At 36.7% G+C, this 17477-nt stretch carries 12 protein-coding genes; 4 read left to right on the top strand and 8 right to left on the bottom strand.

Features of this window, described 5'->3' with window-relative positions:
* Nucleotides 1-61 precede the first annotated feature (61 nt).
* The 3 genes from ACN0U3_RS08485 to truA form a co-directional block, all read right to left on the bottom strand.
* The gene (locus ACN0U3_RS08485; RefSeq protein ID WP_417265863.1) at nt 62-2140 is read right to left on the bottom strand and encodes a hypothetical protein; all 2079 of its coding nucleotides are present in this window, start codon (nt 2138-2140) and stop codon (nt 62-64) included.
* Entirely contained in the window at nt 2140-2964 is an 825-nt protein-coding gene (locus tag ACN0U3_RS08480) for a hypothetical protein (protein WP_417265862.1), read from the bottom strand. Before ACN0U3_RS08480 ends, ACN0U3_RS08485 begins: the two co-directional genes overlap by 1 nt.
* A gap of 81 nt (nt 2965-3045) precedes the next feature.
* On the bottom strand, nt 3046-3789 hold the full coding sequence (gene truA / locus ACN0U3_RS08475) for a tRNA pseudouridine(38-40) synthase TruA (protein WP_417265861.1): 744 nt from the start codon (nt 3787-3789) through the stop codon (nt 3046-3048).
* A gap of 164 nt (nt 3790-3953) precedes the next feature.
* Between truA and ACN0U3_RS08470 the strand changes: the two genes are divergently transcribed.
* Nucleotides 3954-4598, top strand: coding sequence for a hypothetical protein (locus ACN0U3_RS08470; protein WP_417265860.1), 645 nt, complete (start codon nt 3954-3956; stop codon nt 4596-4598).
* Nucleotides 4599-4715: 117 nt separating this feature from the next.
* Nucleotides 4716-6053 carry a UDP-N-acetylmuramate--L-alanine ligase gene (locus tag ACN0U3_RS08465; protein WP_417265859.1) on the top strand — a complete coding sequence of 446 codons (1338 nt, stop codon included), beginning with the start codon at nt 4716-4718 and terminating at the stop codon, nt 6051-6053.
* A 124-nt stretch (nt 6054-6177) separates the two neighbouring features.
* Here the strand turns inward: ACN0U3_RS08465 and ACN0U3_RS08460 are convergent, their stop codons facing one another.
* The 3 genes from ACN0U3_RS08460 to ACN0U3_RS08450 all read right to left on the bottom strand — a co-directional run bounded on the left by ACN0U3_RS08460 (nt 6178) and on the right by ACN0U3_RS08450 (nt 8270).
* Nucleotides 6178-6852: a LuxR C-terminal-related transcriptional regulator gene (locus tag ACN0U3_RS08460; RefSeq protein ID WP_417265858.1), complete on the bottom strand. Its 675-nt coding sequence runs from the start codon at nt 6850-6852 to the stop codon at nt 6178-6180.
* A 121-nt stretch (nt 6853-6973) separates the two neighbouring features.
* On the bottom strand, nt 6974-7165 hold the full coding sequence (locus ACN0U3_RS08455) for a cold-shock protein (protein ID WP_299205757.1): 192 nt from the start codon (nt 7163-7165) through the stop codon (nt 6974-6976).
* A gap of 316 nt (nt 7166-7481) precedes the next feature.
* Nucleotides 7482-8270: a murein L,D-transpeptidase catalytic domain family protein gene (locus ACN0U3_RS08450; protein ID WP_299205758.1), complete on the bottom strand. Its 789-nt coding sequence runs from the start codon at nt 8268-8270 to the stop codon at nt 7482-7484.
* Between the two features lie 86 nt (nt 8271-8356).
* Here ACN0U3_RS08450 and ACN0U3_RS08445 point away from each other — a divergent pair, with 86 nt between their 5' ends.
* Nucleotides 8357-9946: a peptide chain release factor 3 gene (locus tag ACN0U3_RS08445; protein WP_417265857.1), complete on the top strand. Its 1590-nt coding sequence runs from the start codon at nt 8357-8359 to the stop codon at nt 9944-9946.
* A gap of 124 nt (nt 9947-10070) precedes the next feature.
* On the opposite strand, the gene ACN0U3_RS08440 is transcribed toward ACN0U3_RS08445, so the two are convergent.
* Nucleotides 10071-11174 carry a hypothetical protein gene (locus tag ACN0U3_RS08440; protein WP_299205760.1) on the bottom strand — a complete coding sequence of 368 codons (1104 nt, stop codon included), beginning with the start codon at nt 11172-11174 and terminating at the stop codon, nt 10071-10073.
* Nucleotides 11175-11239: 65 nt separating this feature from the next.
* On the bottom strand, nt 11240-11569 hold the full coding sequence (locus tag ACN0U3_RS08435; RefSeq protein ID WP_299205761.1) for a tRNA-binding protein: 330 nt from the start codon (nt 11567-11569) through the stop codon (nt 11240-11242).
* 320 nt (nt 11570-11889) lie between these two features.
* Here ACN0U3_RS08435 and ACN0U3_RS08430 point away from each other — a divergent pair, with 320 nt between their 5' ends.
* Nucleotides 11890-17475: an alpha-2-macroglobulin family protein gene (locus tag ACN0U3_RS08430; RefSeq protein ID WP_417265856.1), complete on the top strand. Its 5586-nt coding sequence runs from the start codon at nt 11890-11892 to the stop codon at nt 17473-17475.
* The last annotated feature ends 2 nt before the right edge of the window (nt 17476-17477 follow it).

The following is a 17477-nucleotide window of genomic DNA, read 5'->3' as shown; positions in this document are numbered from 1 at the left end:
CCTATTGCTTAAAGCCTACAGCTTATAGCCTATTGCTTATAGCCTACAGCTTACCGCCTATTTAAAACCTCACCCTTAGCTGAACTCCGACTTCACTTTTTACATTTCCAGTTATTTCTTCTGGACCGCTACTTAACACATCCTCTTGATTATAGATGAACGCAGCATAACGCACCCATAAATCACAACGGTCGTTCAAAAAAGTATAACGCAACATTAGGTAGGCGCGACTTCCTTTATTGAAGTATGCAGGAATACTGAATACATTTTCTAAGTTGTATTCATAAGCATAAACTCGGGTTTCGTAGCTGTCGGTATTGTAAATGGCATAACGCATAGAAACTTCAACAGGGAAGGTCTTGTGGCGATAAAGTAGGTCTTGTGTCAATGCAAATCCATCTTGTTTCCCGCTGCTTGGACGTTGGTCTGTAACGTAATCAATACGAGAACGCCATTTCCATCCAGAGCCAAGATCTGCTGTTAAACCTAATTGGTATTTTCTTTGTTTATAACGTTCTATAGGACGGATATTCCCTTCATACTCTCCACTGGCATTAATCATTTTGTCTTTTTCACGAACACGCAAGTAGGTTTCAAACCTTGGACTTGGACGGTACTTCAACTGACTAAAGACTTCGTGACCTTCACTTGGACTATCGACTCTAAACTTCAACCATGGAGATTTAAAAAAGTCAACATAAGAATTCAAACTCCAAGCTTTATTCAACTTGAATGCACCACCGAGATAAAGTCCAGATTCATTATTGGTATTGCTTCCGTCACCAAATCCTTGCGCATAAAAAGTATGATAATCTTTAGGGTAATTTCTGTACAAGGCCGTAATTGACGCTCTTCGTCCCATAGCTACTGTTACCCCTTGAATCACAGCTACTGCATTTGAACTTCTGCTTTGTGCAACTTCACCATACAGACTTACATTTCTAAAAATATAGGAGTAATCTGCACTAAGGTTCAAGAGTTCCTTCCCAGCAAATTGGTATTTGTTCATCAATTGATCTGAACGTTGATAATGGGCATCGTAAGCTTGTTGAACAGCGGTAATTCCAATTTGAAATCCACGTATTTCATACTTAAAGTTTGCGCCATAAATCAACTCCATTAAACTATTTTTACGTTCTAGTTCAGAAGTTGTGCGGTGATACCCAGTCATATTAATCGATGAAGCCATTCTTGCTTCCTCTGAATCAAGGGTGTCCAACATTTCAACCGAACCGTCAACTCCTTTGTAGGAAGCCCAAGTAGTCAATGAAAAATCTTTAATTCCTAATTCCACACCTGCACCACGCATAAATCGAACTTCATCTGTTGATGTATAAGGTCTTAATCCACGTGCATTTTTCCGTGCAGAAGTTGCGTCTGCTGTTTTGCTAAATCCATACCCTGTCCAAAGCGCTAATCCTTGTCCCACCTGAATTTGATAATCACCAACCACAGCTTTTCTTAGCCATTTACTTCCTGCGTAATAGGCATGAGCACTATAAAAGTCAAACCCGTAAGGTGATTTCTTTCCGAACAATTGTTCACCTGGATCTTTCTCCATGGTGACTCCAATACTCAAATCATTTTTATGGGTATACCTTATACGCGAGTAGAGTTTATTTGGATCTCCCCAATAATATTTACTACTCTGCTCTCTTTCTTCGTCTGTAACATCAGCATAGCCTGCTTTATCTTCGATGTTTCGAATAAAACGAAAATAAGCTTCTACCTTACCTTCTTGCAAATATGTTTTTAAGTTTCCGGATTTCTTTTCTTCTACTTTGGAAACACGAACGAAGGGCAAAATATTTTCTAAAGTCAACAAATCCCAATATTCTACTTCTTGTATTTCGAAAATTGTATTGAAAGGTCCTTTCTCCTCTCTCCATGTCAACAATGCATTAATCTGGAAGTCATTCAGCAATAATAAAGACTGAAGTTCCTCTTGTGTTGCTGCATTTAAATTCAGTGGGTTATCATAGTAGATGTTCAGAACATCAAAAATATCTTCTAACGAAACTTCCTCAGCTTCTAAATCTTGTGCAATAAACTCTATTCTTTGTTGAATGACTTCATTTTTGCTTTGTCCAAAAACAAAAGCTCCAAGAATTAAAAACGATATAAGAATTAGATGTTTCATTATCGTTTAGGGGTATAAAAATCGACAATAAAAGAAGCTGCTGGTGTCCAACCCAAAACCTGATTATACTGTGTTGATAGGTCTAGTTTAAATCGTTCATATTTCAATCCTATTCCAAAAGAGAAATCCATTGGGGCACCTTGAACTCCAGCGCGGATATACAATAAATCTATTGGGTGATATTCTAATCCCGCACGCAAACGGGTATCGTGTGTAACTTCTTGTTCAACTTCTGCTACAATAAGTAACTCTTCAATCAACTGATAGGAAATTCCAAGTCTAAGCAAGGTTCCAAAACGGTCATCTTTGAACTCAGAAAGTTTTGCTCTTCCTAGATTGACAACTGAAAACCCAAGGCTTACTTTATTGTTTAATTTTGCTAAAGCACCTACTTCTGCACTAATTCCATGTTTAGAGCCATAATACGCGCCTAAATTCATACCTAAATAATTGAATTGAACACCAGCAGAAATCTTTTCGGATAACTTCATACTGTAGCCTAGTCCCGCACGTGTTGTTCGGTAAGTATCATAACCATAAAATTGTCCACCAACTGAGATCACTCCAACCTTCAAAGGAACAGCAACGGCTACACTTTGGGACTGTAATTCTTTCAAAGCATAACGACTTTCGTAGGAAATCCCAGCGCTTCCTTGTTCTATAAATCCTAAAGCTCCTGGATTGTGATGGAAAGAAAACGCATCTACGAATGTAACGCCATTGTTTGCTAGCGCCCCCACACGAGCTCCTTGCGACATCCAACCTTGCGCGTTAACAATAAACGCACTCAACAATGTAAAAGCTACAATAATAATTGTTTTCATAAGTGGTATTTATGCGTAGTGATTAAAGAAGTCAATTGGGCAATTATTGTATTCATTTTATATTCCTTAAGTAATATTTCATCAAATATAAGGATATTCTATACTTTGCAAAAATAATCCTTTCGCTGGAACAGAGCATCCCGCTTCTCCTCTATCTTCAGCGGCAATAATATCCTTTACACCTTCAGGTGAAACATTCCCTTTCCCCACTTCTAATAAAGTTCCTACAACAGCACGAACCATGTTTCTCAAGAAACGATTGGCACTGATTTCGAAACGCAACTGATCTCCAACTTCCTTCCATTCTGCGTGATAAACTTCACAAAAATTATTATTGACATCCGTATGAAGTTTGGAAAAAGAGGTAAAATCTTGTCTGCCCAATAAATACTTAGCGGCTTCATTCATTTTTTCAATGGACAATGCCCTGGGAAAAAACCAACTGTCGTTCTGGTGAAAAGGCAATTTCTTTTGATGAATAAAATAATGATACGTTCTCTTGGTAGCATCGAAACGTGCATGGGCCTCAGGTCCAACATCAATAATCTCATTAATAGCAATGTCCAGAGGAAGCATATTGTTTAACTTATACAGCAATTGATCATTAGAAAACGAAGGAGCTAAATCAACATGAAAGTAGGCTTCTTTGGCATGAACACCCGCATCTGTTCTTCCACAACCAACAATATCAACAATTTGATGACCAAATAACATTGACAGCTTCTCCTCAATTACTCCTTGAATTGTTCTTACCTCAGGTTGTTTTTGCCAACCAGAATAATTTGTACCATCATACGTACATTGAAAGAATAGACGTTTCTTCATGGTGTAAAATTACTAAAATAAATAGCCCTAAAATTTTATTAACTATGATTTTAATTCAAAAAAAGACAAACCCTTTTCATTAAATTATCGTCGTTATAGGGAAAACCCTAACCATTTCTTTTCAGTAAAAAAATAAATTTGGATTAATTAAAAATATATGAACAATGAAAAAATTAGGACTTAGTATACTTTTCACTCTTGGACTATCATCGTTAGTAATTATTTCTTGCTGTAGAGAAGAGAAAAAATATTGGCAACCCGTAACAATGAATGCAGATTTATTTTCGGTTACAAACACATATCAGTACAACGATATGTACACCTGGAGTAAGACACCTATGTATTCAGAAGACACAACAGCTGCAGACACGGTTTTGTTTAACCTTAATTTGAAGTCCATTTTCGTCGCCGAAAACAACAACTCCTTCTATCATTCTTTATCTGGATTAAACTCTGCTTTTGCCACCCAAAAATGCGAACCTGGCAGACATGGAGTAAAACATAAAGCACAAACGGTAAAACTCACATCAAACGAAGAGTTTATGGGAGTGCCGAGTGGTGAACTTTTGAATGATTATACTTTAATCAAAACTTTTTATAATGACACAACAGATAGTTTTTCACAACTTTCAGTAGAATCGTTTAACCACTTCCTTAAAAATTCGATCCATTTTGATCATGAACGCAGGATTCCTTTTGCAATGGTCAAAAATGATTCTACAACTGGCCCACAACGGTTTAAATTAGAAGTTGTATTTGAAAATGGAGAAGTCTTAAAATGTGAAACCATCTCTTTTATTTGGGAATAAGGGCGAATATTAGTCAACACAGGCGCTAAACAAGATAAAAAACAGAGAAAATTTATTCATTTTACTTTATTCATTTCTAAAAGATTCTTTAATTTACACTGAAAATTAAAGAAGTTTATGAAAGTTCATTTTATCGCCATCGGAGGAAGCGCTATGCATAATTTAGCCATTGCATTATCAAGAAAAGGATTCAATGTTACCGGATCTGATGATGAGATTTTTGAACCCTCTAAAGGACGATTAAAAAAAGAAGGCATACTTCCTGAACAAATCGGGTGGAATGAAGCGTTGATAACACCTGACTTAGACGCAGTAATTTTAGGAATGCATGCTCGAGCTGACAATCCAGAACTTGCTAAAGCAAAAAAATTGGGTCTTAATATTTATTCTTACCCAGAATATATTTTTGAGCAATCAAAAAATAAAAAACGTGTTGTAATTGGTGGCTCCCATGGTAAAACGACCATTACATCAATGATTCTACATGCTTTACAGGTGTTGGATTTCCCCGTTGACTATATGGTTGGGGCACAACTTGAAGGTTATGATTGTATGGTTAAATTAACCGAAGAAAATGACGTTATTATTCTTGAGGGCGATGAATATTTAAGCTCTCCAATTGATAGAAGACCAAAGTTTCATTTATACAAACCACATATTGCTTTGATCAGTGGAATTGCATGGGATCACATTAACGTTTTTCCTACTTATGAAAACTATGTTGACCAATTTGATCAGTTTTGTAAAATAATTGAAGACAAAGGTGTATTGGTTTACAACGAGGAAGACCCTGATGTAAAAGAAGTTGCCACAAGACAAAAAGACAGATTAAAAACTGTTCCTTATACTACTCCTCAGTATGATGTTAATGAAAAAGGAACGGTATTTCATTATAAGGGTCAACATTATCCTTTAAACATTTTTGGTGCGCACAATTTACAGAATTTATATGGTGCATTAAATGTTGTTGAAGCATTAGGTATATCACCTGATGACTTCTTAAAAGCAATGAAAAACTTTACAGGCGCTGGAAAGCGTTTAGAGAAAGTGAGCGAAACTCCAGAACGAATACTTTATAAAGATTTCGCCCATTCGCCAAGCAAGTTAAAAGCAACTACTTCCGCTGTTAAGGAACAATTTCCAGATCGAAAATTAGTGGCGTGTATGGAATTGCATACTTTTTCATCATTAAAGAAAGATTTTCTACCGCAATACAAGGACGCTATGAAAAATGCAGATAAAGCATTGGTATACTTCAGTCCAAAAGTTGTTGCACACAAAAAATTAGATCCGATTACGAAAGAAGATGTTTACGAAGCATTTGGTAAAAATGTCCAAGTCGAAACAGAAACTCAAGAGGTTTTGGACTTTATAGAAAAAGAAAGTACAGACAATATGGTGTTGCTAATGATGAGTTCAGGAAACTTTGATGGGATAGATTATAGTCAATTGTAAATTGCAAATTATTAACTATGAATTTATGATTTACGTATGGCTTGCGAAAGATGAAGAATTTTCAATTCGTAATTCGTAATTCGTAATTCGTAATTCGTAATTCGTAATTAAAAAATTCATCCCCCTATTGGTCTCTTGAAAACAAAAACTTGTTTGGGCTCACCAAGTTAGATTTCACTGCATACATAACAATCCCAGCGGTGTTTTTTGTCCCGAGTTTAGCCATAATATTTTTACGGTGTGTTGTAATGGTGTGAGGACTCAAACACAATAGCTCTGCAATTTGGGCATTGGTATTTCCTTCTGCGATGAATTTTATAATTTCAAGTTCTCTTTCAGAAAGTAAAACCGGTTCACATGAGAAGTTTTCCAAATCAAGATGTTCCACATCAATTGAGGCACGACGGATGGAATCTAAAATTTGTCCACAAAAAAACTTATTCCCCCCAGCAGTTTCTCTAACAGAAGCAAGGATTTCAGGAATATCGCAATCTTTTTTGATGTAACTTACCACACCTGATTTTAAAGCATCAATTATAATTGCAGGATTTTGCTCTGGAGTAATTGCAATAATCTTAATTCTTTTGTTGGCGTTTAAAGCTTTGGGAATAACATCGATTGAAAAGTTTTGAGCAGTATAATCTAACAAGATGACATCAGCTTGTACGGACTTTAGTTGCTCAATTAATTCCTCACTCGAAGTAGCCTCCGAAACAACGTTTACAATTGAGTCCGAAGCCAAGATGGTGCGTAATCCTACACGTACAATATCGTTGCTATCTGCTATAATGACTTTCATGCTAGCAAATATAATACATTTATCGGCTTAATTAGAATGATTTTAAATAAAAAAGTTTAGACAAAAATAAAAGGCTACCGAAATTCGGTAGCCTTTTAGAGTACTTAAAATAAATTGTATACTAACCGATAACTTTTACGTTAACAGCGTTTAATCCTTTTCTTCCCTCTTCAATGTCGAACTCAACTTTGTCATCTTCACGAATCTCGTCGATTAGTCCGTTTGCGTGTACGAATACATCATTTCCTTCTTCTGGTACGATGAATCCGAACCCTTTTTCTGTGTTAAAAAACTTAACTGTTCCTTGTGGCATAATAAATAATTAAAAATATAAAGCACAAATATACTTCAACTCATCTGATATAGCAAGTGAATTCTCGATTTAATTAAAAACAAATCAAAGTTTTAACATTTAATAGGGACTCATGAGCGATTATGATTTTGGCTTCACCTTAGACTCTCATTGGTTAGTTTAAGAATTATTTGACATGCAATGAATTAAAATAAAAAAACAAGGATACATCATAGAATTCAAACAAAAACCTAAATCAGACAAAAATCATTATAAATTAAAAGTCTTCTTATGTTGGAATACACTACAATTGCATAAAGAACATTTCACTTCCCGACTAAGCTTTAAAGAAAGTCAGAAATTCTGACTGATTAATCACCTCAGAACTTTCTAGGTAATTCAAATTGTCTGCATAGATAAAGAAACATGTACCTTCTTTTATTTCATCAATAATTTCTGTTGCGTCTTCTTTAGGTAAGGCAGGACAACCAAAACTTCTACCTAACACTCCTCCGTTTCGTTTTAAAAAATCAGGTGTCGCATAATTCGCACCGTGCACAACAATTCCCCTTTCTCTCGCCCTTGAGTTAGCGGCTTCTAATCCATCCAAACGCATGGCATAATCAAACTTTCCCGAATAGGTTTCGGCAGTAAGGAAAAACCCCAAACTACTTTGTAAGCTACCACTAATATTTGAGAAACGTGTAGCTTTTTCCATTCCCGTATTCTTTCCGTGAGCACATAGTGACTTTTTTATGATTTCAAAAGTCTCCACATTAATAACATACATCCTTTCTTTAGATGAATGTTGAGTAAAGTCAACAATGGTTAAAATCCCTTCTTGTTTCAGCACCCCTTCCTCCTTTAAAGCGTAATATCCTTTTAAACCATTATAAAAAGCATCATAACTTAAAGAGCTATCTCCTAAACACTGATAATTAGAGTATACATACTGTTCCCAATAGTTCTTAGCAGTTGGCTGACCAGAAATCAGCGATCGTTCAGCATTCTTTTCAGCCTTCGATTTTGCTTTATAGTTTACGGGTTTATTTTCAATCGAAAAACTGAAAAAGAGAATCATTACACCAAGCAGTGCAATCGTTTGAAGGGGTTTTTTATTGAGCATAGCGCAACGAAAATAATAAAATGTCATTACATTTGCACACGAATTCGAATGCGATTTTTATGTATTCGACTAATGCCCCGATATTTATGACGAATCAAAAGGAAATAGAAAAAAGACGTACGTTTGGAATTATTGCCCATCCCGATGCAGGAAAGACGACTCTAACGGAGAAACTCTTATTGTTTGGTGGTGCAATTCAAACAGCGGGAGCAGTAAAAAGTAACAAAATTAAAAAAACAGCGACTTCTGACTTTATGGAGATTGAGAAGCAACGTGGAATTTCTGTTGCTACTTCCGTAATGGCTTTTGACTATCGTGATAAACACATAAATATTCTTGACACTCCTGGTCACAAGGATTTCGCTGAAGATACATACCGTACACTAACAGCGGTGGATAGCGTTATTTTAGTTATCGACAATGCAAGTGGTGTGGAGAGTCAGACCGAAAAGCTGATGGAAGTTTGTCGAATGCGAAACACACCTGTTATCGTTTTCATTAACAAGATGGACCGCTATGGTAAAGACGCTTTTGAAGTTCTGGATGAAATTGAAACCAAATTAGGTATTGGTGTTCGTCCTCTTGCATGGCCTATTGGAATGGGTGATGAATTCAAGGGGGTTTACAACATGTATCAAAAGGAATTAAGCTTATTTCACGGAAATAAAACGGGCATCAGTGAAGAATTGGTAAAATTCAATGATTTAGACAATGCAGAATTGGATGAAATTATTGGAGAAAAAGCAGCCAACGAATTACGTGAAGAGGTTGAATTAGTAGATGGTGTTTATGATGAATTTAGCCACGAAGACTATTTAAGCGGAAAAACTGCTCCAGTATTCTTTGGTAGTGCAGTAAACAACTTTGGTGTTCGTGAATTACTTGAAGCCTTCGTTGAGATTTCTCCATCACCTCGAGGCAGAGATACTGACGATGGATTTGTTGAGCCTTCTGACCCTAAATTTTCAGGATTCGTTTTTAAAATTCACGCCAACTTAGATCCTAATCACAGAGATAGAATTGCTTTCCTTCGTATTGTTTCAGGAAAATTTGAACGCAATACTTTTTATAAGCATGTACGACAAGGAAAGAAAATGAAATTTGCCAATCCGACTTCTTTTATGGCGCAAGACAAAAGCATTGTCGATGAAGCATATCCTGGTGATGTTGTTGGTTTGTATGATACGGGGAACTTTAAAATTGGAGACACACTTTCCGAAGGAAAAGACTTTAATTTCGTAGGAATTCCATCATTCTCTCCCGAATTCTTCCAAGAATTGCGTAATGATGATCCAATGAAATCAAAACAACTGGAAAAAGGAATTCGTCAATTAATGGATGAAGGAGTGGCTCAAATGTTTATTCAAGAACCAGGAAGTCGTAAAATCATTGGTACAGTTGGACAACTGCAGTTTGAGGTTATCCTATACCGTTTACTCCATGAATATGGTGCGAAGTGTTCTTTCACGCCAATGAACTATCATAAAGCATGTTGGATCACTTCAGATCAACCTGCAGAAATAGATAAGTTTTTAAAAGCAAAAGTTGGAAGCATTGCTAAGGACAAGGATGGTAATTATGTATTCTTGGCAGAAACTTCTTTTCTATTAGAAATGGCCGAAAGAGATTATCCTAATATTACTTTCCATAAAACAAGTGAGTTTAAGGTGAAATAATCAATTACGAATGGAAACAATTACGAATGGGGGAATTACGTATGAGGGGGGTTACAATTCAATCTTTGCATGTTCATTCTTTAAAACCAACTTGAAAATCGCAATGAGAAGGTATGTAATTAACCTATTGTAGTCTCATCAAAAAGTTTCCATTCATGACATGGAATTTATTGGCAACATATAACTTCCCATTGTAGAGTCCTATTTCTCCGACTGGTTCAGGAACTGTATTCGGTAACCCTATCCAGTTACCATTTTTCCATTTTATAATGTTTTCTGAATTTATTACTGTAGTTCCGTTAAAGTCTCCACCAGCAAATAATTGATTTTCATAAACAAAAATTCTATGCACTCCATTAAATCCGCCAATAAGGCCTTTATCCATTGGTTCCCAACTTGTACCATTCCACATTGCAATTTGTGAACAATCTGTATTACCGCTCGCTGCTGTGAACTTTCCACCCACGACTAATTTCCCTTCAAAAATCTCCAGATCTCTTACCGCTCCATTTACACCATTTCCTAAAGCAAGCCATTCAGAACCATTCCACCTTGCTATGTTATTCAAAACAGTACCATTTGAAGAAGTAAATTGCCCTGCACAAATCAAGTCTCCTTTGTATTCAATAAGGTTATGAATTCTAACAGTAGAAGAATGGTCAAAATCGGGAAAACTTATATTCCCTGACAATGAACGAACGTATGGAGAGGCGTCAACTCCAACAATTTTCTCTGTACCAAAAATAGTGAATGCTTTAGGTTGAATTCCGTATGCACCAGCTGGGTCCCAACTATTGTATGGCAAACTATTGATTTCGTCAATTTTAAATTCCCACAATCCATTACCATCCCAATAGCCAGTTGAATATACTTTCCCATCAACAATCTCTATGTCTTCCAAACCTGGTCCGTTTGGCCAATAATGAAGTCCATGTCTCACGACAGTAGTATCGTCTGAAAGGTGTCCAGATAAAAAGTAAGTCCCTTGATCAATGAAGTCCATAAAGGTGAGTACCATATTCCCTTCTACTGTGCCGATTCCTTTTATTTCTTTATCTAAAAAATAAGACTCCTCAACGCGAACCCACTCGGTACCTGTAACATTAACGACATTATTATCGGCTATTATTGGATCTTCTTTACCAAAATCCACAACATGTTCCTTTTTACAAGATGAAAGCATGGTGACTCCTCCAAGGAAAATCATTACTATTATTCTATTTTTCATTGCATTGAATTATCGTTAATATTTACCAATTAGATTGTCTTATTGCAAAAGTACTAATATAATCCTTAGGCAATTCGAGTACCATTTTCAACTTTTTGATCAGGATTGATGAGTGTTACTTTCTCCCCTTCTACTCCACCTAAAACCAAACATTCGCTCATCATGTTGGCAATTTGTTTGGGTGGAAAATTCATCACGGCAACGATTTGCTTTCCGATTAGCTCTTCGGGTTGATACAATTTCGTGATTTGGGCAGAAGATTTTCGGATTCCATGCTCCCCGAAGTCAATGGTCATTTTATAAGCAGCATTTCTTACCTCCTTAAAAATTTCTGCAGTGAGGATAGTTCCTACACGCATTTCTATTTTTGTAAAATCTGCCCAATTTATTTCCATTTCACAAGCGTTATTAAATTCCAAGATTCTAATTTAACAATAAGTTAGTTAAAAAAACCTGCTCACGCTATTAATAATTATAAATCGTTTTGATTTCAGACATTTGAGCAGGTGCCACAGAGACAACACTGATCTACAACACTTTTCACCTTTCAATGACCAATCCCGCATACCAATACAACGTAAACCATTAAGACAACTGATGCTTATCAACAAACTAAATGATTTTGTTAATAAGTTCCACCTCCCACTTAACACCACTCATAATTATTCTCTTTAACTTCATAAAGTTTAGGATATTTTCAAATTAAACTATCGATATGATTCCACACTTCTTTCAACGCACGCTTCTACTTTTAATAGCCCTAACCTTCATCATCTCAAGTTGTAGTGAAGAAAGTCCTGAAGAATTTCAAATCAATCCTGAATTCCAAAAGCACATCAGTTCTTTTACATCTGGAGTAATATCAGCTGCCGCACCAATTAAAATCCAGCTGACTGAAGCCTATTCAAAAAAGATTATACCTAACCAGGCAATAAAAGACGATTTCATTAAGATTTCTCCAGCTGTGAAAGGAAAAACAGTTTGGTCTGACCAATATACACTTGAATTTATTCCAGAAGAACACCTTCAATCTGGCGAAACCTACTGGGTTGAATTCGATTTGGGAAAAGTAAATGATGTCCCTAAAGAGTTAAAAACCTTCAAGTTCCCTTTCAGTATAATTAAACAAGCGATCAATTTTGACGTGGATGGACTAAAAAGCTACTCCAATGAATCTATGGATTACTATCAGTTTTTAGGAACTGCTATGACCGCTGATGTTATTTCTGCTGAAACACTAAAAGAAAACGTAAAAGTTACAGTGAATGGTGAAACAAAAAAGGCAAAATGGACCCAGCAAGGAAACGACCGACTGTACAGTCTTGTTGTAGACAGCGTTCAAAGAATGAAATCCGCGGGAAATGTTAAGGTGACTTGGAACACATACACAGATGGAGATAAAGCAAGCCAAGATGTGGAACATGAAGTGCCCTCACTTAGTGATTTTAAAATTACTGGAACAACCATAGTTCAACATCCAGAACAATATGTTCTTGTACGTTTTTCTGATCCACTACTGTCCAATCAAAACCTTAAAGGTTTAGTTGAAATTCGCGGTACAAGTAATGTCAAAACAGCAATTTCAACAAATGAATTAAGGGTATACCCTGCTGGTCGTTTACAAGGTGTACATACTTTAATATTGAATGCTGCAATCCAAAATGTAAAAGGATACAAATTCGGAGAATCAGAAAGTATTAGTGTAGATTTCAAAGCCATAGAACCTGCGGTTAGATTGGTTGGAAAAGGAAGTATTTTGCCTTCTTCAAACAATATGCTGGTCCCTTTTGAGGCGGTCAACATCAAAGCCGTTGATGTTCGTATCATTAAAATCTTTGAAAATAACGTTACTCAGTTCTTTCAAAACAACAATTTTGATGGCAGTGATGAATTGAAACGTATTGGTCGAGTGATTCGCAAAAAAACCATATATCTTGCCGAAGATAAACCTGTTGATTTAGGGAAATGGAATAGGTTTAACCTGGATTTATCAGAATACATCAAAGTAGATCAAGGCGCCATCTACCGTGTTGAAATTGGATTTAGAAAGCACCATTCAGTTTATCCGTGTAACAATGCAGAAAGTGAAGAACATATTGTTAGAGATGAAAGCGATTGGGATGAAAAAGATTATGCTGATGCTGAAAAATGGGAGTACATCAACGACTGGGGCTATGATTATTACAATTATGATTACTTCGAAGGCTATGATTACAATAAACAAAACGACCCATGCTCCTACTCTTTCTACAGAAACAAAAGCGTGGTAAAAAACATTTTCGCTTCTGACATTGGGATTATTGCCAAATCGGGGACCAATGGTGAAACCATGGTAACAGTAACAGATATTGTGAGTACTCAACCAATTCAAGCGGCAAAAGTAAAGCTCTACGATTTCCAACAACAACTAATTGCGGAAGTAACAACAGACAATAAAGGAATTGCCAGAACGAAAGCATTAAAAGGAACACCTTTTTTCATTGTTGTAGAGCACAATAACAAAAAAGGTTATTTACGTTTAGGAAATGGAAATGCATTACCCTTAAGTCGATTTGACATCGATGGTGCAACTGTTCAAGATGGAATTAAAGGATTCATTTATGGTGAGCGTGGCGTTTGGCGTCCGGGAGATACTTTGTTCTTAAACTTCATCTTAGAAGACAAAGACCAAGTGATCCCTGAGAATCACCCTGTCATTTTCGAACTATTTAATGCCCGAGGTCAACTGGTTAAAAGAGAAGTACGAAAAGAATCCCTCAACGGTTTTTATAACTTCACTACCACAACCGATGCCGATGCTCCAACAGGAAACTGGAATGCACGAGTAGAAGTTGGAGGAGCAACTTTTTCAAAAACAATCAAAGTTGAAACCATCAAACCTAATCGTCTCAAAATCAAACTTAACATTGACAATGACCTCATCAGCGCATCCAACCCACATGTTAAAGGTGATTTATCAGTTCAATGGCTTCATGGAGCGCCTGCACGACAATTAAAAACAGATATTTCTTTAAAATTCCTCTCTACCCCAACAGTGTTTAAAGGATTTAAAAAATATTCATTTGATGATCCAAGCAAATCTTTTTATCCTTCCGACGAGCAGTTTTTAGAACGCAAATTAAACGACGAAGGAAAGTTAACATTCAATGAAAAAATAGAGGTTCATGATCAAGCACCAGGAATGCTAAAAGCAATTTTTACAACACGGGCGTTTGAAAAAGGTGGAGACTTTAGTACAGATCAAATGGCTGTAAACTATGCGCCCTATGATTACTTCGTTGGTATACAATCTCCTGAAATCAACAGATATGGAGCCTTACAAACAGACTCAACATATCACTTTCCTATTGTTTCCTTAAACAAAAAAGGAGAAAGAGTTGGCAATAGAAAGTTGGAGGTGGAAGTATACAGAATTGAATGGAGTTGGTGGTGGGAAAGCGGATCCAACAACGTTGCGAGTTACATCAATAGAAACAGTGTAACTCCGATTTCACGTGAGACCATTACTACAAATTCAAGCGGAGACGGTAAAACAAGCACCAAAATTGAAAAATATGATTGGGGACGTTACCTCATCAAGGTTACCGATAAAAAGAGCGGACATTCAACTGGAATCATGGCTTATTTTGATTGGCCAAGTTGGATGTCAAGAGCAGGTCGTGAAACACCAGACGGTGCGAACATGTTGGTTTTTTCAGCCGATAAGGAGTCCTATTCCACAGGTGAGAAAGCGCAGCTTAGTTTCCCTTCTGCAAAAGATGGAAGAGCATTAATCAGTATTGAGAATGGCAAGAAAGTAATCGACGCTTTTTGGATAGAAACCATTGGTAGTGAAACCTCATTCGAATTACCAATAACAGCTGATTTAGCGCCTAATTGTTATGTTCACATCACCTTCTTACAACAACACAAACAAACCGAAAATGATGCTCCAATTAGAATGTATGGTATCGTACCAATCATAGTTAAAGATCCTTTAACTGTCCTTGAACCAGTGATTAAAATGCCTGATGAATTAGCTCCAGAATCGTCATTTACCATTGAAGTAAATGAGAAAAACAGTCGCGATATGACTTACACGATTGCTGTAGTTGATGAAGGACTTTTAGATTTAACCCGTTTCAAAACACCTCATCCTTGGAATCACTTTTATGCTCGTGAAGCACTTGGTGTTAAAACTTGGGATTTATTTGACCATGTGATTGGAGCTTACGGCGCAAAAGTAGAGAACATATTAACCATTGGTGGAGATATGGCAATCAATCCGGGAGACGACACACCGATACGATTTAAACCTATGGTGCGTTTCATTGGACCATTCCATTTAAAAGGAGGAAGTTCTGCTAAACATAAGATCAGCGTTCCTAACTACATCGGTTCAGTACGAACAATGGTAATTGCCGGGCAAGATGGCGCCTATGGAAGTACAGAGAAAACAACTCCAGTTAAAAAACCATTAATGGTATTGGCAACCTTACCCCGTGTCTTAGGGCCAAAAGAAAAAGTTCAATTGCCTGTTAATGTTTTTGCTATGGATCAAAAAGTAAAGAATGTAAAACTCCAGGTAAAAACCAACGACCTAGTAAAAGTTGTCGGTTCTGCTCAACAACAAATCACTTTTAACAATGTAGGGGACCAAGTGGTGAACTTTAACCTAGAAGTAGGAACAAATACAGGCGCTGCAAAAGTCGAAGTGATTGCTACAAGTGGAAATGAAAAGTCAAGCTACCTTATAGATATTGAAGTGCGACAACCCAATCTACCCATTACGGTATTCAATGCGGGATCTATTGACGGCAATGCTTCATGGACGAGTAGCTTAAATCTTCCGGGAATGGACAATAGCAATTCAGCCAAATTAGAATTGTCTACTATCCCTCCTATTAATCTTGAAAAAAGACTTGGGTATTTGATTCGCTATCCTCACGGATGTCTTGAACAAAGTACCTCAGGAGCATTTCCTCAATTGTATTTGAGTTCGCTCATAGAAATCGATGCAAAAACCAAAGTAAAAATAGACAATAATGTCCGTTCGGTAATCAACAAGATTCAAAAGCATCAGTTGAATGACGGAGGGTTGGCTTTCTGGCAAGGCAGTGGTAGCTCCTCAGATTGGGCAACTACTTATGCAGGACATTTTTTCTTAGAAGCAGAAAAGAAAGGTTATGCTTTACCCTATGGGTTGAAAGAAAAATGGATCAATTATCAAAAAAATCAAGCCAAAAATTGGAGTGCTAGAAATCATAACAATTATCGCAATTCAGATTTACCCCAAGCCTACCGATTATATAGTTTAGCATTAGCAGGAGAACCTGTCCTCAGTGCTATGAACAAACTTCGTTCACAGAAAGACTTATCAATTCAAGCGGCATGGAGATTGGCTGCGGCCTATCAAATCGCTGGGAAAAACGAAGTCGCTAAAAGTATTATCAAGGATAAAGCTACGCGTATTGCACCTTATACAGAATTAAGCCACTCGTATGGAAATCATCACCGAGATCAAGCCATGATTATCGAAACACTAACCCTTATGGGCGAAAAAGCAGAAGCTGCCGTATTGGTAAAGGAACTTTCTGATGTATTGAGTCAAGACAGATGGATGAGTACTCAAACTACTGCTTATTCTTTAATGGCTATTGCTTTATTTACAGAAAACAATAAACCTAAGAATGGAATAAAAGCGAGCTTCATTTATCAAAATAAAACAGTGAACATCTCCAGCAACAAAGCCATTGAACTCATCGACCTTGAAGTAAGTCCTCGTCAATCCAATGTTGAACTTACAGTCAACAATTCAAATGACGGTTTCTTATTCGCTCGAATAATTGCTACAGGAACTCCTTTGGCAGGTAATGAGATTTCAAGATCTAAAGATGTTTTATTGGATGTTGTTTATAGAAATTCTGCCAATGAAATCATTAGTCCATACACCATAGAGCAAGGAACAGATTTCTCTGTAGAAGTAACCGTTTCAAATCCTGGAAAGAGAGGTCATTATAAAGAATTGGCTTTATCACAGATATTTCCAAGTGGATGGGAGATTCGCAATCAAAGAATGGACCTTGGTTATTCAGGAAATGAAGGAAATCATATCGATTATCAAGACATTCGCGATGACCGTGTTTACTCTTACTTTAGTTTAAGAAAAAATCAGAGTAAAACAATTAAGGTTAAACTTCATGCTGCTTATGTAGGAGAATATTACATGCCTGCGGTTCATATCGAAGCCATGTATGATGCTAGCATTTCAGCTTTAAAGAAGGGGGCACTTGTAAAAGTTGTTTCACCTGGACAAAAATAATT

The sequence above is a fragment of the Brumimicrobium sp. genome (assembly GCF_048268645.1).
Taxonomy (GTDB): Bacteria; Bacteroidota; Bacteroidia; order Flavobacteriales_D; family Crocinitomicaceae; genus Brumimicrobium; species Brumimicrobium ulvae.
This window is presented reverse-complemented; position numbering and strand designations above follow the sequence as displayed.